20 protein-coding genes are annotated in these 18,570 nt (G+C 58.0%); 3 read left to right on the top strand and 17 right to left on the bottom strand.

The genetic code is table 11. The features are described 5' to 3' along the window. Positions 1-84 precede the first annotated feature (84 nt). The 3 genes from HGP12_RS17115 to HGP12_RS17125 all read left to right on the top strand — a co-directional run bounded on the left by HGP12_RS17115 (position 85) and on the right by HGP12_RS17125 (position 3,732). Positions 85-1,161, top strand: a complete 1,077-nt coding sequence (locus tag HGP12_RS17115; RefSeq protein WP_168879393.1) for a DUF917 domain-containing protein — start codon at positions 85-87, stop codon at positions 1,159-1,161. Further along, complete coding sequence (locus tag HGP12_RS17120; protein WP_168879394.1) at positions 1,158-2,696, top strand: hydantoinase/oxoprolinase N-terminal domain-containing protein; 1,539 nt, start codon at positions 1,158-1,160, stop codon at positions 2,694-2,696. The genes HGP12_RS17115 and HGP12_RS17120 overlap by 4 nt, the downstream gene beginning before the upstream one ends. Before the next feature lie 91 nt (positions 2,697-2,787). Then, on the top strand, positions 2,788-3,732 hold the full coding sequence (locus HGP12_RS17125) for an isoaspartyl peptidase/L-asparaginase family protein (protein WP_168879395.1): 945 nt from the start codon (positions 2,788-2,790) through the stop codon (positions 3,730-3,732). A 234-nt stretch (positions 3,733-3,966) separates the two neighbouring features. Here HGP12_RS17125 and HGP12_RS34810 read toward each other — a convergent pair whose 3' ends face one another. The 17 genes from HGP12_RS34810 to HGP12_RS17215 form a co-directional block, all read right to left on the bottom strand. Continuing rightward, positions 3,967-4,104: a hypothetical protein gene (locus HGP12_RS34810; protein WP_409527218.1), complete on the bottom strand. Its 138-nt coding sequence runs from the start codon at positions 4,102-4,104 to the stop codon at positions 3,967-3,969. A gap of 290 nt (positions 4,105-4,394) precedes the next feature. Then, positions 4,395-4,799 carry a hypothetical protein gene (locus HGP12_RS17140; protein WP_168879396.1) on the bottom strand — a complete coding sequence of 135 codons (405 nt, stop codon included), beginning with the start codon at positions 4,797-4,799 and terminating at the stop codon, positions 4,395-4,397. An 18-nt stretch (positions 4,800-4,817) separates the two neighbouring features. After that, entirely contained in the window at positions 4,818-5,213 is a 396-nt protein-coding gene (locus HGP12_RS34815) for an RHS repeat-associated core domain-containing protein (RefSeq protein WP_409527219.1), read from the bottom strand. An 18-nt stretch (positions 5,214-5,231) separates the two neighbouring features. Then, positions 5,232-6,296, bottom strand: a complete 1,065-nt coding sequence (locus tag HGP12_RS17150) for an ABC transporter permease (protein WP_168879487.1) — start codon at positions 6,294-6,296, stop codon at positions 5,232-5,234. Between the two features lie 5 nt (positions 6,297-6,301). Further along, positions 6,302-6,478: a hypothetical protein gene (locus HGP12_RS33795; RefSeq protein WP_205926522.1), complete on the bottom strand. Its 177-nt coding sequence runs from the start codon at positions 6,476-6,478 to the stop codon at positions 6,302-6,304. A gap of 151 nt (positions 6,479-6,629) precedes the next feature. Then, the gene (locus HGP12_RS17160) at positions 6,630-6,896 is read right to left on the bottom strand and encodes a hypothetical protein (protein WP_168879398.1); all 267 of its coding nucleotides are present in this window, start codon (positions 6,894-6,896) and stop codon (positions 6,630-6,632) included. A gap of 162 nt (positions 6,897-7,058) precedes the next feature. Further along, complete coding sequence (locus HGP12_RS17165; protein WP_168879399.1) at positions 7,059-8,090, bottom strand: LLM class flavin-dependent oxidoreductase; 1,032 nt, start codon at positions 8,088-8,090, stop codon at positions 7,059-7,061. 79 nt (positions 8,091-8,169) lie between these two features. Beyond that, a complete protein-coding gene (locus HGP12_RS17170) occupies positions 8,170-8,856 on the bottom strand; it encodes a YoaK family protein (RefSeq protein ID WP_168879400.1) in 687 nt (228 codons plus the stop codon). A gap of 23 nt (positions 8,857-8,879) precedes the next feature. Then, positions 8,880-10,316, bottom strand: a complete 1,437-nt coding sequence (locus tag HGP12_RS17175; RefSeq protein ID WP_246703441.1) for an alginate export family protein — start codon at positions 10,314-10,316, stop codon at positions 8,880-8,882. 23 nt (positions 10,317-10,339) lie between these two features. Next, the gene (locus HGP12_RS17180) at positions 10,340-11,248 is read right to left on the bottom strand and encodes a glyoxalase (RefSeq protein ID WP_409527220.1); all 909 of its coding nucleotides are present in this window, start codon (positions 11,246-11,248) and stop codon (positions 10,340-10,342) included. Between the two features lie 177 nt (positions 11,249-11,425). Continuing rightward, complete coding sequence (locus HGP12_RS17185; protein WP_246703442.1) at positions 11,426-13,012, bottom strand: Na+/H+ antiporter; 1,587 nt, start codon at positions 13,010-13,012, stop codon at positions 11,426-11,428. 35 nt (positions 13,013-13,047) lie between these two features. Next, a complete protein-coding gene (locus HGP12_RS17190; RefSeq protein WP_168879401.1) occupies positions 13,048-13,491 on the bottom strand; it encodes a DoxX family protein in 444 nt (147 codons plus the stop codon). A gap of 25 nt (positions 13,492-13,516) precedes the next feature. Continuing rightward, the gene (locus HGP12_RS17195) at positions 13,517-14,143 is read right to left on the bottom strand and encodes a hydrolase (RefSeq protein WP_168879402.1); all 627 of its coding nucleotides are present in this window, start codon (positions 14,141-14,143) and stop codon (positions 13,517-13,519) included. 105 nt (positions 14,144-14,248) lie between these two features. After that, positions 14,249-16,231 carry an amidohydrolase gene (locus HGP12_RS17200; protein ID WP_168879403.1) on the bottom strand — a complete coding sequence of 661 codons (1,983 nt, stop codon included), beginning with the start codon at positions 16,229-16,231 and terminating at the stop codon, positions 14,249-14,251. Further along, on the bottom strand, positions 16,231-16,518 hold the full coding sequence (locus tag HGP12_RS17205) for a XapX domain-containing protein (RefSeq protein WP_168879404.1): 288 nt from the start codon (positions 16,516-16,518) through the stop codon (positions 16,231-16,233). Before HGP12_RS17205 ends, HGP12_RS17200 begins: the two co-directional genes overlap by 1 nt. Before the next feature lie 63 nt (positions 16,519-16,581). Then, positions 16,582-17,271: a hydrolase gene (locus HGP12_RS17210; protein WP_168879405.1), complete on the bottom strand. Its 690-nt coding sequence runs from the start codon at positions 17,269-17,271 to the stop codon at positions 16,582-16,584. Between the two features lie 306 nt (positions 17,272-17,577). After that, positions 17,578-18,495, bottom strand: coding sequence for a LysR family transcriptional regulator (locus tag HGP12_RS17215; protein WP_168879406.1), 918 nt, complete (start codon positions 18,493-18,495; stop codon positions 17,578-17,580). Between the last annotated feature and the right edge of the window lie 75 nt (positions 18,496-18,570).

Raw genomic sequence — 18,570 nt, forward strand, 5'->3', positions numbered from 1 at the left:
CGAGAAAACAACGAGAAAACAACAAGATAAAGCGGCTCAGAGTTTCCGTGAAAAGCTGAACCCCTCTATTGCCGAAGGTGAAACATGCTTCAGGATTTTTCCGAAGACGATATCGAGCCGCTCGCAACGGGAGCCTGGATTCTGGGAACCGGCGGCGGTGGCAATCCCTATATCTCCACCCTCAATCTTCGCAGGCTCTATGCCGAGGGCCGTCGCGTGCAGGTGATGGATCCCATGGTGCTCGATGATGACGATATGGTAGCCGTTGTCTCGAAAATGGGCGCACCGTTGGTCGGGCAGGAGCGCCTCGGCGACCCCGTGCATCTGGCGCGAGCGGTCGAGGTCATGGAGGACTATCTCGGAAAACCTTTCCGCGCGATTATGAGCGTCGAGATCGGCGGCTCAAATGCGTTGTCCTCCTTCCTTGCCGCCGCGATGCTGGGCAGGCCTGTTGTCAACGCGGATGCCATGGGGCGTGCCTATCCAGAGGCTCAGATGACCTCCTTTGCGATCGGCAATCTGCCGATGTACCCGCTCTCCCTCGTCGATGTGCGCGACAATGAGGTTATCGTCACAAAGGCTGCATCCTGGAAGTGGATGGAGCGGATTTCGCGCAAGGTCTGCACTGAAGTTGGTTCCACCGCCGCGACCTGCAAGGCCCCACGTACCGGACGCGAGGTGAAGGAATGGGGTATTCACTACACGATCACCAAAGCGACTGAACTCGGCCGTACCGTCATCGAAGCGCGTGCGCGTCACGACGACCCGGTGAAGGCGGTTCTCGATCATGAAGACGGCACGCAATTGTTCCGCGGCAAGGTAATCGATGTGGCGCGAGAAACCACAGGCGGCTTCCTGCATGGCAGGACCGTGATCGAAGGCATCGATGCCGACAAGGGCTCCAGGATGGAGCTCGCCTTCCAGAACGAATGGGCTGTCGCCTTCCGCGACGGCGAGCCCGTAGCGATGACACCGGATCTTCTTTGCCTGCTCGATACGATTTCGGGCAGCGCGATCGGCACGGAGTCGGTGCGTTACGGCCAGCGCGTGACCGTTGTCGCTCTGCCGGCGCCCGAGCTCTTGACCTCGCCTGCGGGAATTTCCGCCGTTGGCCCGCGTGCTTTCGGCTATGACATTGATTTCAGATCGGTATTCGCATGAAGCGCATTGGTATTGACGTTGGCGGCACCAATACGGACGCCGTTCTGATCGACGGTGAGAAGATCATCGCCTCCATCAAGGTTCCCACGACACAGGACGTCATGTCCGGCGTGAAGACGGCCTTGAGCCATGTGGCCGGCCATGCCGGCACATCCGGGCGGCCGATCGATGCTGTCATGATCGGCACCACGCATTTCACCAACGCCGTCGTCGAGCGGGCGCGGCTGGAAAGAGTGGCAGCGATCCGCATTGCGCTGCCGACCGGTGCCTCTTTGCCGCCCATGTGCGACTGGCCTGATGATTTGCGCGCGGCTGTCGATCCACTCATCTTCATGGTTCATGGTGGTCATGAATATGACGGCAGTCCGCTCGTGCCGATGATCCCCGACGAGATCCGTGAAGCGGCCATGAAGATCCGCGATGCCGGCATCACGTCGATCGCCATATCGGCGACCTTCTCGCCGCTGACGACCGAATGCGAGGTCAGGGCTGCCGAGATCGTCCGCTCGGTAATCCCGGACGCGAAGATCACGCTATCGCATACCCTCGGGCGGATCGGATTGCTCGAACGCGAGAATGTCGCGCTTCTCAATGCGGCGCTGCAGTCGCTCGGCAGGACCACGGTGCAGGCGTTCTCGGATGCGTTGCGCGACGCAGGCGTTACCGCACCGTTCTATCTGACACAGAACGACGGTACGGTGGCGCTGGCGGATGTCGCCGCAGCCAATCCGGTTCATAGTTTTGCTTCTGGCCCGACGAACTCGATGCGGGGCGCGGCCTTCCTGACTGGCTTGAGCGACGCCATGGTCGTCGATGTCGGCGGCACGACATCGGATATAGGCTGCCTCGTCGGCGGCTTCCCGCGCGAGGCTAATAACATCGTCCATATCGGTGGCGTGCGCACGCTGTTCCGCATGCCTGATCTCCTGCCGATCGCCCTTGGCGGCGGAACGATCATCGATCCGGAAACGGGCAAGATCGGTCCGCGTTCGGTTGGCTATCGCATTCTGAGTGAGGCGCGCGTCTTTGGTGGCAACACACTGACCACCTCGGATGTCGCGGTTGCGGCCGGTCTGATCGACATGGGAGACAAGGATCGCGTTCGCGGTCTCAATCCGGCTTTCGTGAAGGCAAGCCTCGAACGCATCCGCGACAAGGTGACGGATAGCTTCGACCAGATGAAAACGTCAGCCGAGGATGTGCCACTGATTGCTGTCGGTGGTGGCGCCTTCCTGATCCCGGAAAAGATCGCGGGAGCGTCCCAGGTTCTTCGCATCGAAAATGCCGGTGTCGCCAATGCGCTCGGCGCCGCGATGGCGCAGGTGTCGGGCGAGGTCGACCAGGTGTTTTCGGGGTTGAGCCGCGACGAAGCCATCGCGAAAGCGGAAGCCGAGGCGCAGGATGCCGCCGTTGCTTCCGGCGCGAGCCGCGAAAGTTTGAAGACGCTCGAAGTCGAAGATATCCCGATCGCTTATCTGCCTGGTGGTGCGCGCCGCGTGAGAGTGAGGGTCATCGGCGATATCGCCTTCAGCTGAATCAGGAGTGCCTGATCGTTACAGTCATACATCATTCATAGGGGCGGCGATCGGTGAACAGGTTTGGTCGATGCCGGATCGGGAGCAGGAAATGACAAACATTGCGCTGGCTATTCACGGTGGCTGCGGGGTCATGCCGGAAGACAGCATGACGCCCGACGAGTGGGAGGGTGCGCGCCGTGATCTGGCCGCCGCTTTGCGGGCTGGTTATGCGCGGCTAAAGGCGGGTGATAGCGCGATCGACGCTGTCGAGGCCGCCGTCATGGTCATGGAAGACAGTCCACATTTCAACGCCGGGCATGGTGCAGCCCTCAACGAGAACGGCGTGCATGAGCTTGATGCGTCGATCATGGATGGAGCGACGCTGCACGCTGGCGCCATCAGTGCCTCGCGCGCGATCCGCAATCCCGTCAGGGCAGCCCGAGCATTGATGGAGGATGGTCGCGCCGTCTACATGACTGGCCCCGCCGCCGATCGTTTTGCCGAGGCCAAGGGGCTGCAGGTCGAGCCACAATCCTATTTTACCACGGAGAAGCGGGTCGAGGCGCTGGAGGCGATGAAGCGCCATGCTGCTGCGGGCACCGAAGGGACGGAAAACGAAAAGCACGGCACCGTCGGCGCCGTGGCCCTCGATGCTGCCGGCCATCTTGCCGCGGCCACCTCGACGGGTGGCTACAACAACAAGCCTGACGGTCGCGTGGGCGACAGCCCGATCATCGGGGCCGGCACCTATGCGCGCGATGGGGTCTGCGCAGTTTCGGGAACAGGCAAGGGGGAGTTCTTCATCCGCTATGTCGTTGGGCACGAGATCGCCTCCCGCATGGCCTATCTGAGGCAGGATCTCGCAACTGCAACCGACGAGCTTATCAATCATGATCTGGCGCCGCATCAGATCGGCGCTGGCTTGGTCGCCATAGACGCTCAGGGAGTCGCCGTCGCGCCATACAACACGCCGGGGATGTTTCGCGGCTGGATCACACCCGAAGGCAAGGCCTTCGTAGCGACCCATGAGCAAGTCTATGAGGTCGAGCCGTAAGAAAATTACCCAAGGTGAGCTTATGACGGCATTGGACGCAATCCTCCGATCTAAGAGGGTCGAATCTTTCGGCAAAGCTACCCCAGCAGCGCTCGAACGTCTGGTAAATGAGCACGGCGTATGTCTTTCCAAGGACTACCTACCGCTTCTGACCCGCTGCAAGGGTTTGCGCACGACATTCGACTTGGATGAAGTGAGAAAGCTTTTCAGCAATATGCCGCTCGACATCGCTCACTAGGGCTTCAATGAGTTTATTCGCCTGCTTCTTGCTGATGCCCTCCTTCTCTGGATCACGGTCGCCCTTATGACAGAGTCCGCTCGATCGAATGAAAGGTCGATGTCCTCGGAAAAGCGACGGATGGCGCCGAGCACCTTGGAAAGGGATGTACCACCCCTGAAACCAGGGATGTTACATCTTTCTCATGCAGGCCAAAAAGCCTCTTCAAGGTCCAGCAGACCCAGAAGTCCTTTTCGATGATCGTGTTACCCCGCGCTTGGCGCCGGTTTCGCCAAAAAGGGCAGCTCGATCGTCGGATCCCACCGGCCAAGGAACTACGGCGGCGCTTGCGGAAGCTCATACGCTATTCCACGACTACGTCGGATGGTCATTGAGAAATTGACAGGCCGTTGGTCACCGGTGGGAGGTGACTGATCATTGTAGCTCACGTCGTCGTGGAGTAAAATTCATCAATAAATAATAGCGCTTTCTTCTCGTCGTGGGTAAGCTTGGCGTCCTCTAGGCCTTTTCCACCTAATCTGTATCTTCTATCTAATCCGGTCATTATCTGATAAATTTCAATCGGAAGCGTCTTAACAGATTTAATGATCGCCTCAGATTCGCCCGGAGCTGCAACCGCCAATCCTGTTTCTCTATCAAAATTACAATTTTCTTGGGTCGTTATTCGCCTAGCGTATATTTTCTTACTATCTACATGTGTAACTATACATACTAGGCTCGCGCCGTTTTTTGACTCGGCATGGAATATATCCAGAACCTCAAGCAGTTTTATTTTTTCAATCAACGAGTTTTCGTTGAGATTCTGGTTGGACACTCCCACCACGATCATATAATCCTCGATTATACTTCAGCGCCGCAAAAACAGCTTAAGCGTTTTCTCTTGTTCCACCCCTGCGTCATCTTCGAGCCTCAGTCTTTTTACTGCACAATCTCGACAAATATTTCTGCCAGATACGCAATACATGGCGCTCATTCCATAAGTACCTCCCGCACTGCGATTGGCATCCACAAATTGATAGGATTGCCCAAGAGGATCAGTTTTATAAAGCGGGTCAAGCAGTACAAAAGTGTAAAGATTCGCGACAGAATCGGTCCCCTTCCCTACCGGATCCTTCGACAGCCACCGTCCGGTATCGGGCCTGTAGGCGCGAAACCAAGCGAGAGAGAGCACGACGCGATCACTCTCGCAAGTTCCCTCGCATCCTTTGATCGTCCCGCGAAAATGCTTACAAACGCCTTTCATCGCGACACGATGGCTATCTCATCTCAAGAACTGTCGGAACCTATGAAGTGAAGCTATAAAAAAGATAGCTGCGATCAATGCCAGCACAAGCAGTTGAGGCCAGACGACGCCAATTCCCGCACCCCGAAAAAGCACGCTTTGCGCCAGAATGACAAAATGGGTGTTGGGCGCGGCCAACATAATGGTCTGAATAATCTCTGGCATGCTCTCACGGGGCGTCATTCCGCCGGATAGCATCTGAAGAGGCAACAGAACCAGCATGAGGAGCATTCCGAATTGCGGCATCGATCCGGCAATGGTCGCCAGGAATATGCCCAGGCAGGTCGTTGCGATGACGTCCAGAACGGTCGCGAGCATGAAAAGTGCGATCGATCCTTCGATCGGCACTTTGAGCAGCAACTGAACGACAACCACGATGGAGAAGAAGGTAGCAGCAACCACGACCGCTCCCATTGACCAAATCTTGCTCAGCATGATTTCAGTCGGCGTGACGGGCATGACGAGAAGATGCTCGATCGTCCCGTGCTCACGTTCCCGGATCAGGGCAGCTCCGGCGAGGATGATCGACAACATGGTGACAGACGAGATGACGTTGTTGATCGCCCCGAACCACCCTTTATCGAGATCGGGATTGAACCGCGCCCTTAGGGCCAAATCGATCGAAGGGGGCTTGCTAGATCTGGAATGGTCAACGAATTCGTTGACCTGGCCGGAAACGATAGACTGAACGTAACCGCCGCCGGTAAATGCCTGCGACATTCGGGTCGCATCAATATTGAGCTGGATCGACGGAGATCTGCCCGCCAAGAGATCGCGTTGGAAGTTCGGCGGTATGTCCACCGCAAACGTGTCCAGGCCGGCGTCCATGCGATTGTCCATCTGTGACGCTGAAATCAATTCGGGAACCGCGAAATAGGGCGGGTAGAATGCGGTGATAACACGGGACGATATCGGGGATTGATCTTCATCGACGATCGCGATCGGTGCGTTATTGAGCGTATCGGGCGATGCTCGCGATGCCGTATAGACCGAAAGTGTAAACGCGTAGGCAACCGAAGAAAAGGGCATCCTCCTTGGCGCCATGCCTCTCACGGGCTGTGTCCTTCTCCAACAATCGCCACGGACGATCCGGCACATGGAGAGGGCGGGCCTCGTTCATCCGGCTCGTCCCGCTCGGGCTGCTTCAGAAGGCGCGGCACGCCGATGCTCGCGGCGAGCCCAAGGAGAACGACCACCGCCGCCAGCATGAAGGACGCATTCGGCACGAAGGCGACGCCGAAGAGAAGACCTCCGACCGCCGATCCGGTGGCCTGGCCGAGACTGGCGAACGGTAGCGGGCCGTGAAAGGTTGGTCCTCAAGCAGCGACAACGATGCCTCGGTCGATTGTCATTGAAGAAGGTTTCCTAGGGCCTAGTTCAGGGTGCATCATGAGGTGCGACCGGATGGACAGTCGTGTCACCATCAGCTGAAACCGTTGCACTGAAACGACGCTCGCCGACAGCGTCACACAGTACGATGCCCGATCCTCCTGCGTTATTGAGGAAGACGTATGAGGTGGCACCGCCCATGCGGTCGAATTTGACATGTGCTCCCATATCATCGATCTCGAGCGACACCGTCGGTAGGGCGGGCGAGAGGTTGTCAAACACCAGGGCCGGTCGACCAACCGCGTCGAGCTTCAACGAAGCCGCCTGGCTACCGTCGATCCGCATCAAGCGGAGGGAGGGCTGCCCCCGTCAGTGGTCAACACGATGCGGGCGCGCCCGTCCGTATCGACGATCGTCAGCGCAGAGGTCTCGATCGCGGTGCTGTCTTTTGACATCCATGCAACTCCAATTCGGAAATCAGGCAAGCAGCTTGCGCACGAGGGGGACCACCTTCGTGCCGAATAGTTCGATGCTGTTCATGAGCTTTGCATGCTCCATCGGTCCGGCTGAATATTTCATCTGGAACCGGGAGATTCCAAGCGTACGGACGAGAGATGCAATCTTCCTGGCGACTGTCTCGGGAGATCCGGCGTAAAGCGATCCACGCTCGATTTCGTTTCCGAAATCCTGTTCGGTCACGGGCGGCCAACCGCGTTCTCTGCCAAGCCTGTTGCGGATCTTCTTGAAATGCGGGAAGAGATCCCGGCGCGCCTGCTCGTCGCTCTCGGCAACATAGCCTGGCGAATGGACACCGATTTCCCGGGGTGCTCGACCGGCCTGTTGCGAAGCCTTCCGGTATAGCTCGACGTAAGGCGCAAACCGTTGTGGGTCGCCACCGATGATCGCAAGCATCAGTCGCATATCATACCGCACGGCCCGGAGGACGGACTCAGGGCTGCCGCCGACCCCGATCCAGGTCTTCAATCGTCCGTCCGCGATTGGCGGATAAACATGCTGGTCCTTCAAAGGCGTGCGCCAGCTCCCCTCGAAGTTGATGGTGTCCTGCGTCGCCAGTTTCGAGAACAGCTCGAGCTTTTGTTCGAATAGTTCTTCGTAATGCGACAGGTCATATCCGAAGAGCGGGAAGGATTCGATGAATGAACCTCGGCCGAGAATGACTTCGGCCCGTCCTCTGGAAAGGGCATCCAAGGTCGAAAATCGCTGGAAGACACGGATCGGGTCATCCGAGCTCAAAACCGTGACGGCCGAGCCAAGGCGGATACGGTCCGTACAGGCGGCGATGGCTGCAAGCACCACTTCGGGAGCGGACACCGCGAAGTCCTGTCGGTGGTGTTCGCCAATCCCGAAGAAGTCGATGCCGCTTCTGTCCGCCATGACGGCTTCCGCAACGACGTTGCGGATGACTTCGGGCTGCGGAAGAAGGTCGCCATCCGCGCCGATCGTGACGTCACCAAAAGTATCGAGGCCGAATTCCAGAGGGAATGTCATTTGAACTCACCAAAAAATTTTAAACTGCGGCGTCCGATGTGGGAACAGATGGCTATGGCAAATGCCTTTGCGGCAGGGGCTATTTTGCGTCGCCTTCGGGTGTCTCGATCTCGGCTAGCAGCGCGAGTAGACCAAGGATTGGCGGAATCGCGAGGCACCAGATACCGAGCCAGATGAACGACGCAGCCGCGACACCACATCCGATGGCGAACGCGCACACGCTGGTCAACATCTTAAGCATCCGCTTCTTGGCCGTGGTTGCGGCTTCCAGACTCTCGCCACGGATGACATCCGCCAGATCGATCATGATCTGCGTGGTATTGCCAGTCATCATCGTCGTCGGAGGCGCCTTGGCGAGATGGATCTTGTGTGCGGCATTCTGGATCGCCATCGCCGCCACAAGTACCATACCGGTCACGATCGCCGGCCAGCCATCTCCCTTGGGGAAGGGACCATAGGAAACAGCGAGAACAGCCGCCAGGATCAGCAATGCGAGCTTGACGCGCATCATGGTACTCAAGACCGGATATTTCTGCTTCATCAGCCAGAAGCTTGCCAGTCTGGTGACAAGGATGACCGCGCAGAAGACTGGAAGGGCCAAAAGCTTGGCGATGATACCAGACGTCCCAAGGACCACGGCGGCTCCAAACGTCACGAAGTTGCCGGTCACATGTGCTGTGAACAGTCCCTGGAGCGCCAGAAAGCCCGCGGTATCGACATATCCGGCATCGAAGCTCAGGACGGTGGCGAGGGAAATCTTCTTCATCTGTTTTATCCTTTTGCGTCCCGTTACCAGGAGAATTTCAGCTCTGCGCCGAGATAGTTGCTGTTGTGGCCACCCGCCTGCCGAATGGTGTCACCCACATCGTAGTGAACGGCTTCGACGGCACCGGTCAGATTGGCGTTGAAAGCGTAATCGGCGCGGGCCTGAAAGTAGGCGCCCGTCCAGAGGCCTCCGTGACCGGCGGTTCCAGCAAGCGCAATGTTGGGTTGGACGTAGATCGCATCCCGCGTCGTCTGCCGCCATAGCATTCCGACCGCACCCATTAGCGTCAGCTGGTCAGTAGGCTTGACGGTGATGGACGGCTTCAACTGGATGAGGTTCGCATAGCCCGTGTAGCCGGAAAGCGAGAAATAGTTGCCATTCGGGAAAAGCGGATTGAAGGTACCGACCGTGTTGTCTCCAGCGTGGCTGTCGCCGGAAGCGATGTCCGCCTGTATGCCGATGCGTGGTGCCCAGCCGATGTCTTCAAATGTGTAACCGGTTCGCGCACCCGCCGCCCACGCTCGAATATCCTTGGAGCCGATCGTCCCTATCTGGCCCATTGCTTCAAGATCCCAGTCCAGGCCATTGCTGGAGCCGGCAAAGCGGGTGTCGAATATGTGCCTCTGCTCGTAACCGCCGCCATCGTGATAATGCGCATTATCTTTCTGATAGAGCGAATAGTAGGCGGAAAGCTCGTTCTTTCCGAGCACTTGCCGCTCGATACGCAAGGTACTGAAGCGGAAGTCGCCATTTGAGGTATCATCGAAGGCCTTCTCATCCGCGTACTGAACGGGCTGACTGACGAAGCCGATAAAGCGCCACGGCCCGGTCTCCCAGTCCGCCCAGATCGCGTCGAACGACTGACGTACGTTCGGCCCGTCACGCGATGAGACGAAGCGCTGCAAATCGAAAGCAAAATCCTGCCGTCCGACACGAGCCTTGAAAGTGCCGGCTTCAAAATCTTCGGTATAAGCGAGGAAGGCGAGGCGCAGATCGACCCGGTCCTGGTCGGCCCCGCCAATCGTCGTCTTGCCGAATGCGCGATCGTCTTCCAACTGCGTAAAGAACTGCCAATTCTCGTTGATGTGAAAATCGGCATGGATCTGCGCCCGCTGCAACAGATAGGAGTCATGCTCCACGCCGCCGATGCCGAAGGAGGGTGCGCCATTGCTCTCGAAGCGCTCTCGAACCGTCGCGCCGAAGGAAACGTAGCTCTGCGGATCCGAAGGGATCAAAGGAACATACTTCAAACTGTCGAGTGGCTCCGTTCGAAGGGCTGGATCCGCCAGCACCGACCAATCCTCCTGCCAGCGGTTGGTCTTGATGGCGGGCCTCTTGGCTGCCTGCTTCGGACCTGCGTCTGCGGACAAGGCGCCTGCCGCAGATGACAGCAGAATGATCGTTGCAATTGCGACGCTAGAAGCGTTTCGGCCGATCGACATCGACTTTTTCTCAACCATCTTAGCAGCCTCCACGAAGTTGATCATTGCATGGCCAGCGGTGCGTGGATCTCTGCGATGTATCCGCCCGGAAATTGAACGATGGCCGCTTGACGCTTGTCGGACTTGTAGGGCTGGACGAGCACTTTTGCGCCTGAAGCCGTAGCCTTGGCGAGGGTCGCATCCAAGTCCTTCACTTCATAACCTGTCGTCTCATAGCCATAGGGATAGGGGAGGTGTCCGTCGGTTACGAGAACCGACATGTTGCCGAAGTCTGAGGTGATGCGAACGCGCCTGTAAGTGTCGGCTGGGCGACCGATCTCAATGCCGGGCGCAGTTTTGTCATCGGAAACAACCTTTCCCTTAGAGAACGTCAGGAAGTCACGGATGAAGGCGCTGACAGAATCCTTCGAAACGTAGATCTTGTTTTCGGGGACGGTATCGAATTTTGCGTAATTCGGCGCTTTGGTGTGCCAGTAGAGCTGCATGTTGACACCGCCCGGCCATTGAATGACGGCATCACGGCCGATGGGGTCCGGAAAAGCCTCGACGATGACGGAAGCGCCGGCGTTGCGGGCATCGCGGATCGCACGGTCCATGTCTGTGACGAGATAGCCGGTCCGTTCGTTGCCAAATGGGTAGGGGATCGGCGTCTTGAACCCGAACAGCGAAACCGTGCCGGCAGGTGTCTGGATCAGCTGTGAGGTCGTGCTGCTCGGGGTCGGGGTGACCGTGGCAACGATCTGCTTAGTGGACGTTCCGCCGAAGGTGGCAACGAAGCTCGTTGCGAAAGCATCGACATCGGCGACCGGAACGTAGACATGAGTAGTGTCGTACTGCGATCCCACCGCAAGGCTTTTGCCGGCGGCCTGAGCAGGGGATGAGCCCAAGATTGCAACAAAGGCCGCGGCTAGGAGTTTCAATCCTGTTGAACCAGCAGATGGAAATGTCACGGTATCGTCCTCAAGATGTTGGCAGGAAAAGTATTCGGCTTGGCTGAATCTCTGTTGCGAGCAATATTGCGCCGAGACAATGCGGCAAACAATTGCAACAATCGTGTCGAGTGAATTGCGTATTTCGTAATTATAAGGAGGTTTTCTCCATCGACGGCAATCTCGTCGCGACGGTCCCTAACTTCGGTTTTCAGCGGCCATCTCCTGCAGATCTAAGTCATGTTCGAGTTGGCGCATGACGGTGTCGTGGATCTCGCCGGCGCGATGCATCTTTAAAATCTCCGTGCGGCCGGCTTTTACAGCAGCGAGCACGGCCTTGAAGTGTTGTGACTTGATGCCGTCATGCGTGGTCCGATCCGATTCGTAGGATGCGGCGACTTTGGCACGATGATCGTATTGCTCCAGAAGACGAGGATGCTTGACGGCGCCATCTTCTCCGACGGCAAGCGATCGGATGGCTCGATATTGGGCTTCGGCCATCCGCCTCCAGGCAGCCGCTTCGTTGTCCTTCATGGAATTTGTTTCTTCTGGATTGATGATCTTCAGGAGAGATGCGAGGCTTCCCAGCGTGCTGCCCTGCAAAAGCACGGTGACTATGATGACGGCGAATGCGGTAACGAGAATGATGTCCCTTCCCGGAAACGTTGCTGGCAGCGAAAGGGCTCCTGTCAACGTCACGACACCGCGCATCCCGGCCCAACTCATGATCGCCGTCGTTGCGAAGGCGGAGCTTGGATCAAATCGTTTCCGGTTGCCGCACAATAGCAGCTGGCCGGCGCCGGCGCCGGTCATCCAGACGAAACGAGCAAGAATGACGGTAAGCACTATCGCAAGGAGCGGCAGCCACAACTCCCCCAGCCCATGCCTGAGGCCCCCGATCCGTTCAAGAACGCCGCGTAGAGACAACCCGATCAGCACGAACAGCAAGGATTCCAGTAGGAAGACCAATATCCCCCAAAACGCCTGCGCGCGTACGCGGGTCTCGGCTGAAAAGGCTCCGTGTTGATGCCAGCCGAGAAGCAGTCCAGTCGCAACTGTTGAAAGAACGCCTGAACTTCCTATCGCTTCTGCGGCTATGTAGGAAATAACTGCAAGCAGAAGCGTTGTGGTGATGACCAGATCACTGTTGCCGAGCCTGCGTATGACAAACAGGCCGACCAAGCCGATCAACAATCCGGCGGCAATGCCACCTGTTGATACCCACGCCAATGAGCCCAGCGCTTCGACGGTGCTGAAGGTCCCTGTCATTGCCGCGGCAACGGCAAATCGCAGAAGCACCAGGCCACTCGCATCGTTTACCAGACTTTCGCCTTCTAAAAGCGTGGTGATGCGACTTGGAAGCTGGAGCCGTTCGAGTATCGCGCTGGCGGCAACAGCATCGGGAGGTGACACGATTGCCCCAAGGGCAAACCCAACGGCCCAGGGGAAATGTGGCACCAGCAGGTGAAATACGATGCCTACCGCGAGTGTGGTAAAAGCAACGGCACCCAACGCCAGGGAGGTAATGCCACCGATGTAACGCTTGAAATCGCTCCAGACGGTAAAATAAGCGCTGCTCATCAAAAGCGGTGGGAGGAAAACCAGCATAACGAGATCTGGATCGAGCGAAATCGATGGGATGCCGGGAATGAGGGCAAGCACGATGCCCCCGATGATCAATGAAGTCGCCGGAGGCAACCTGAGGCGGCGGCCCGCCAATTCCAGCACGACGGTCGCAACAAGCAGGAATGCGATGAATTTGTAGGTAGCTTCCGAGCTCATCATGGCTTCAAATTCTCATCGCGGTTTCCCCGCATTCCTCATGCTTTCGTTGTGCGGGCATTAGCCTGCTTTCGCAGATCGTTGAGAGCAACGAAGACGAAAGCGCCGCTAAGGCCGATATGCTCGAAGAAACCATTCATGGCGGCTGAATGTTCGGGGCCGGCCGGGACCTCCCAGAACCGCAAGGCAAGGTATGTCGCCATCAGGGTGAATACGGCCAAAGCGAGCGCACCCAGCCAGCGCAGCCGTCCCGAAAGGATAAGGGCCGACATGGCGAGCTCAAAGATCGGAACGGCTACCGCGTAGAACGGCGCTGGCGCCAACCCGAAATGGTTCATCTCGGCAATAGCGGCCTGGAAATCGAGAGCTTTCGTTAGCGGTCCCTGGATATAGGCCGAGCAGAGAGCGAGCAATGCCAGGAACTCTGCGGTAGGCGCCTTGCCAGCGGTGCTGCCGGCATTCTGCGTGGTTACGGTTGTCATAAAATTGACCTCGAAGCGTCTAGCGTTAAAGCGGGTGGATCATGTCGCGGGCATAGGTGAGACCGATGCCATAGCCACCGGCATGTGCCTCGACGATGGCGCGGGCGTCGGCATAGGTTTCCTTCCGTGTCCAGTCGCGCTGGAGCTCGAGAAGGACCTGAAGCCAGGATGTCATCGTCGCGCCTTCGGCTTCCATTCGACGCAGCGCAAGAGCATGGCTATCGGATGTGACGCCGCCGCACGCGTCGGCTACAACGGAAACCGCATAGCCCTCGGCAAGCGCCGAAAGCACGGGGAAGGATATACAGGCCTCCGTCAGAAGCCCTGACACCAGCAGTGTCTTTCGGCCAGTCTGAGCGACTGCCGCCTTCACCGCGTCGTCCTCCCAGGCATTCATGTTTCGACGCTCGATGGATGTAACATCTGGAATGATGCTCTGAATGGCAGGCATCAGCGGGCCGCTATAGACCTTCGAGGCGGAGGTCGAAACGATCACCGGTAGGTTGAACGCCGTGGCTATCTTTGCCAGCGCGACCATGTTGCTCAGAAGGACCTGGCGATCGGTCGACCCGACACCAAAAGCGAGACCAGCCTGCTGGTCGATCATCAGGACAGCCGGCTGTGCCGGTTCAAGTAGGGGGATGTTTTGCATGACTGTCTCCAGCTTTGAGCGTTTCGGTCCAATCAGATTGTTCACTTGAGGCGTCCGCCTTCGATTGCGGGCGGGCGCAGCGCTCGTATCGACTTGATGGCGTGCTCAAACGGCCCAGCACGAGCACCCGAGAGCACCGAAGAAGCCCTTGAGATCGGCGATCGGCAGCTTGGATGTCCAGGCTCCGGCATGGTCATGGCCATGGACGCCGCAATCGCTGGCGCAGCCGCAGGTCGAGATGGCCGTGCGGCGCAGCGAGCGTGCTCCTGCACCCTCCGGTTCGCCCCAGGCGGCATAACCGCCGAACTTGCGCACCGGCGACCAGTCCGGCATGGCGGGCGGAATGTCGTTCTCGTCGAGCGTCGAAAAGTCGCCCGCACCATAGACGATCTTGCCGCCGACCATGGTCAGTTCCGACACGAGGAAGGAAATCTCGTCTTCGGCGCAGGCAAAGAAGTCCTTGTCCGGCACCACGAGGTCGGCGAACTGGTCCTTTTCGATACGGCCCTTCTTGCCCTCCTCGTTGGAGAACCAGGTGACCTTTTCTGTCCACATCCTGAGCGCCGTTTCGCGGTCGAGGCAGTTGGCGCGCGGATAAAGCTGCATGCCGCCGACGGTCTTGCCGGTCACCATCCACGACAACGATACCCACGGATTGTAGGAGGCGACACGGGTGGCATCGGTGCCGGCCGAAACGTTTACACCCTTGTCGAGCATCTTCCTGATCGGCGGCGTCGCTTCAGCAACGCCATGTCCGTAACGCTCGACGAAGTATTCCCCCTGGTAGGCCATGCGATGCTGCGTGGCGATGCCGCCGCCAAGCGCCGCGATACGGTCGATCGAACGATCGGAGATCGTTTCGGCGTGATCGAAGAACCAGTTCAGCCCTTCGAGGGGCACGTCTTTGTTCACTTTCTCAAACACGTCGAGGGCGCGGGAGATCGTTTCGTCATAGGTGGCATGCAGACGCCACGGCCAACGGTTTTCGGCAAGAATGCGCACGACGTCTTCAAGTTCGCCTTCCATTTCCGGCGGCATGTCCGGGCGTGGCTGACGAAAATCTTCGAAGTCTGCCGCCGAGAAGACGAGCATTTCTCCGGCGCCGTTGTGGCGGAAGTAGTCATTGCCCTGTTTGTATTTGACAGACTGCGTCCAGTTCAGGAAGTCCTGCTTTTCTTCCTTCGGCTTCTGGGTGAACAGATTATACGCCAGACGAACCGTCATCTGGTTCTCGTCGGACAGCTTCTGGATGACTTCGTAGTCGTCGGGATAGTTCTGGAAGCCGCCGCCGGCATCGATGACGCCGGTTACGCCGAGGCGGTTGAGCTCGCGCATGAAATGGCGGGTAGAGTTGACCTGGTAGTCGAGCGGAAGCTTCGGTCCCTTGGCGAGCGTCGAATAAAGGATGCCGGCATTCGGCTTGGCCAGTAGCAGGCCCGTCGGGTTGCCGTTGGCGTCGCGGGTGATCTCGCCGCCCGGCGGGTTGGGCGTGTCTCTGCTGTAACCGACGGCGCGCAGAGCTGCACCGTTGAGCAACGCGCGGTCATAAAGGTGGAGTAGGAAGACGGGCGTGTCCGGCGCGACCGCGTTGATCTCTTCGATCGTGGGGAGGCGTTTTTCCGCAAACTGATGCTCGGTGAAGCCGCCGACCACGCGCACCCACTGTGGTGCAGGCGTGATCGCCACCTGGCGCTTCAGCATGTCCATGGCATCCGCCAGCGAGCGTACGCCGTCCCAGCGCAGTTCCATGTTGAAGTTCAACCCGCCGCGCACGACGTGGGTGTGGTTGTCGATCAGGCCGGGCAGCACGCGCTTGCCTTTGAGATCGACGATCTTGGTGCCGGATCCAGCCAGCGCCATGATTTCGCTATCCGAACCAACCTCTTGGAACAGGCCGTTTTTAATGGCGACTGCAGTCGCGCTCGGATTGGCGCGGTCAAGCGTGGTGACGCGGCCGTTGTGCAGGATCAGGTCGGGATACATGCTGTCTACTCCGGTCTGTGTGGGATCGGCGGCATTAGCCGTTGAGAAGAGGCTCGAGAACGCCAGGCTTGATGCTCCTCCCAGAAAGGATCGACGCGTCGTCATCAGCCATGATCCCCCATTTTCGCCTCCGCCTGACGAGCGCCGACAATGCTGTCGCCACCCTTCGGCAAATGACCGAACATATGCGGCTTGATTTGATGGATCCACGAGGTCGCCGCCGGCTCCTTATTCACAAGGGTCTTGGCGAACGGTATCAGTTGTTCGCCGACCAGAATGCCGAGGAGGCCGACGAGTGCGATGACCGGTGGGGCCGGCGAACGGACGTTGAGCAGGCTGTAGACAATGCCAACAAGCAAGCCCGCGCCTAGCGACAGAAGGTAGACTTTCATGGGATGTTCTCCGGTTGCGAGAAAAGCCGTTCCGACGGGATTGTCGGAGCGGCGGGGAAAACACTATTTCGCGGGATTCGGGCCGATGCGGTTGCCGTGCTTTACGCGTTCTTGGGCTCCATGAACCATGGTATAGGCGTAGTCGATGCCCATGCCATAGGCGCCGGAATGCTCCTTCACGAGCGTTGCGACCGCGTCGTAGGTCTCCCTATGAGCCCAGTCGCGCTGCCATTCGAGCAGAACCTGCTGCCAGGTAACCGGGATCACGCCAGCCTGCACCATCCGGTCCATCGCGTACTTATGCGCGTCGGCCGAAGTGCCGCCGGAGGCGTCTGCGACCATGTAGATTTCATAGTCAGGAACGTCGTGGAGGGCGGAAAGCGAGAACGTCGTGTTGCAGACTTCCGTCCAAAGGCCTGACACGACGATCTTCTTGCGGCCGTTGGCGGCGTTCTTCGCCAGCGCGTCGCGAACGTTCTGGTCGTCCCAGGAATTCATCGAGGTACGCTCGAGGATGTCGTTCTCCGGATAGACGGAGAGCAGTTCCGGAAACGTGTTGCCCGAGAAAGACAACGTCTCGACCGTCGTAATCGTCGTCGGGACGTTGAAGATCTTCGCAGCCTTGGCGAGGGCGACGACGTTGTTCTTCAGCGTCTGGCGGTCGATCGACTGCACGCCGAAAGCCATCTGCGGCTGCTGGTCGATGAAGATGAGCTGGCTGTTCGCCGGGGTCAAGACTTCGAGCTTAGACATGATATTTCCCTTTGGTTGTTTGGGCCGCGAATGCGGCTGGTTGTGAAATGAGCTGGTCGGACGGACGCCATGTTCTGGAACACGGCTTTAAAGGCTCTAGAGTCGAAACCGATGCTTCGTTGCCTCGGCTGCTGAAAGGGATGTAGCGTGACTAGAGCTTGCGAAAAATGGCATATTAATTGTGATTGAATTGCCTTCCGCGCAATAATTAATGGCAACTCCCATGAGCTGCGGGAATAGCTCGAAAGAGTTGATTGGAGAAGCCCGTCGTTGTGGAGTAACTATCCATGAAAATAGATAAAGCCCCTAGGATGGGCCTGTGCCATCGTCGTAGGCCGAAAATACGCCTGCAACCCAGTCCGCAAAGACCTGATACTTCACGCTTGGAAACCGGCCCGCTGGCCTTAGAATGTGAACAGGATAACGTGGTGGCGCCCAGCCGTTCATGATTGGGACCAGAGCGCCACGAGCGATATGGGGCCGTGCCAAGAATTCAAATGTCTGTCCTATGCCCAGTCCTGCTAATATCCCTTGCAAATGCGCCGTCGCATCACTCGTGGAGAGTTTGATCGGGCTGTAGATCTCTATTTTCTCATCGCCTTTCATCAGTCGAACGGGTGCCGCTTTCAGGCTGCGTGCAAAAAAGTATTGCACGAAAACATGATCACCCTTTAGATCCGATGGCGAATTTGGCACGCCGTACTTTTCAAGGTATCCCGGAGTTGCGCAGGTCACTATCTCGACGCTGCATAACTTCCTAGCCACAATAGATGCGCTTGGCAGATCGCCTGCGCGTATGACGCAGTCTATACCCTCTTCGACGATGTCCGCCTGACGTTCTGTTACACCAAGATGTAACTCGATCTCTGGATAGAGCGCGTAGAACTCTGGCAACCGGGGGATCAGAATTGCGTTCGCGAAGGTCCCTCCTACGTCAACCCGAAGTTTTCCCCGGGTGGCTAGGCGCCCACCGGTAGCCTCGTTGTTCATTTCATCGAAATCGGCGATCAGGCGAATGGCGCGCTCATAATAGGCGACGCCCTCAGATGTCACGGTGAGTGAACGTGTCGTGCGTTCGAGTAGTTTGAGACTCAAGCTTGCCTCGAGATCCTGAACAAGCTTACTCACGGTCGACCGTGGCGCACCCATCGTGTCTGCAGCCTTCGCAAAGGACCCCGCCTCTACGACGCGCACAAAAGCTCTGATCGCTCCCATTTGATCCATTGCCATCTCTCCATCGAATTCGCGCGAGCGACTGCCATAGGCTTAGTTGTCAATCAGTTGCGAAGCACACTGTTC

This window comes from Rhizobium sp. P28RR-XV, assembly GCF_012641385.1.
GTDB lineage: Bacteria > Pseudomonadota > Alphaproteobacteria > Rhizobiales > Rhizobiaceae > Rhizobium.

Coding starts and splice junctions, on each gene's coding strand:
- HGP12_RS17185 (WP_246703442.1), bottom strand. CDS start 13,012: ATGATGAGCTCGGAAGCTACCTACAAATTCATCGCATTCCTGCTTGTT.
- HGP12_RS17190 (WP_168879401.1), bottom strand. CDS start 13,491: ATGACAACCGTAACCACGCAGAATGCCGGCAGCACCGCTGGCAAGGCG.
- HGP12_RS17215 (WP_168879406.1), bottom strand. CDS start 18,495: ATGGATCAAATGGGAGCGATCAGAGCTTTTGTGCGCGTCGTAGAGGCG.
- HGP12_RS17210 (WP_168879405.1), bottom strand. CDS start 17,271: ATGTCTAAGCTCGAAGTCTTGACCCCGGCGAACAGCCAGCTCATCTTC.
- HGP12_RS17205 (WP_168879404.1), bottom strand. CDS start 16,518: ATGAAAGTCTACCTTCTGTCGCTAGGCGCGGGCTTGCTTGTTGGCATT.
- HGP12_RS17120 (WP_168879394.1), top strand. CDS start 1,158: ATGAAGCGCATTGGTATTGACGTTGGCGGCACCAATACGGACGCCGTT.
- HGP12_RS17170 (WP_168879400.1), bottom strand. CDS start 8,856: ATGAAGAAGATTTCCCTCGCCACCGTCCTGAGCTTCGATGCCGGATAT.
- HGP12_RS17195 (WP_168879402.1), bottom strand. CDS start 14,143: ATGCAAAACATCCCCCTACTTGAACCGGCACAGCCGGCTGTCCTGATG.
- HGP12_RS34815 (WP_409527219.1), bottom strand. CDS start 5,213: ATGAAAGGCGTTTGTAAGCATTTTCGCGGGACGATCAAAGGATGCGAG.
- HGP12_RS17165 (WP_168879399.1), bottom strand. CDS start 8,090: ATGACATTCCCTCTGGAATTCGGCCTCGATACTTTTGGTGACGTCACG.
- HGP12_RS17200 (WP_168879403.1), bottom strand. CDS start 16,231: ATGACGACGCGTCGATCCTTTCTGGGAGGAGCATCAAGCCTGGCGTTC.
- HGP12_RS17175 (WP_246703441.1), bottom strand. CDS start 10,316: ATGGTTGAGAAAAAGTCGATGTCGATCGGCCGAAACGCTTCTAGCGTC.
- HGP12_RS17125 (WP_168879395.1), top strand. CDS start 2,788: ATGACAAACATTGCGCTGGCTATTCACGGTGGCTGCGGGGTCATGCCG.
- HGP12_RS17115 (WP_168879393.1), top strand. CDS start 85: ATGCTTCAGGATTTTTCCGAAGACGATATCGAGCCGCTCGCAACGGGA.
- HGP12_RS17150 (WP_168879487.1), bottom strand. CDS start 6,296: ATGGCGCCAAGGAGGATGCCCTTTTCTTCGGTTGCCTACGCGTTTACA.
- HGP12_RS17140 (WP_168879396.1), bottom strand. CDS start 4,799: ATGATCGTGGTGGGAGTGTCCAACCAGAATCTCAACGAAAACTCGTTG.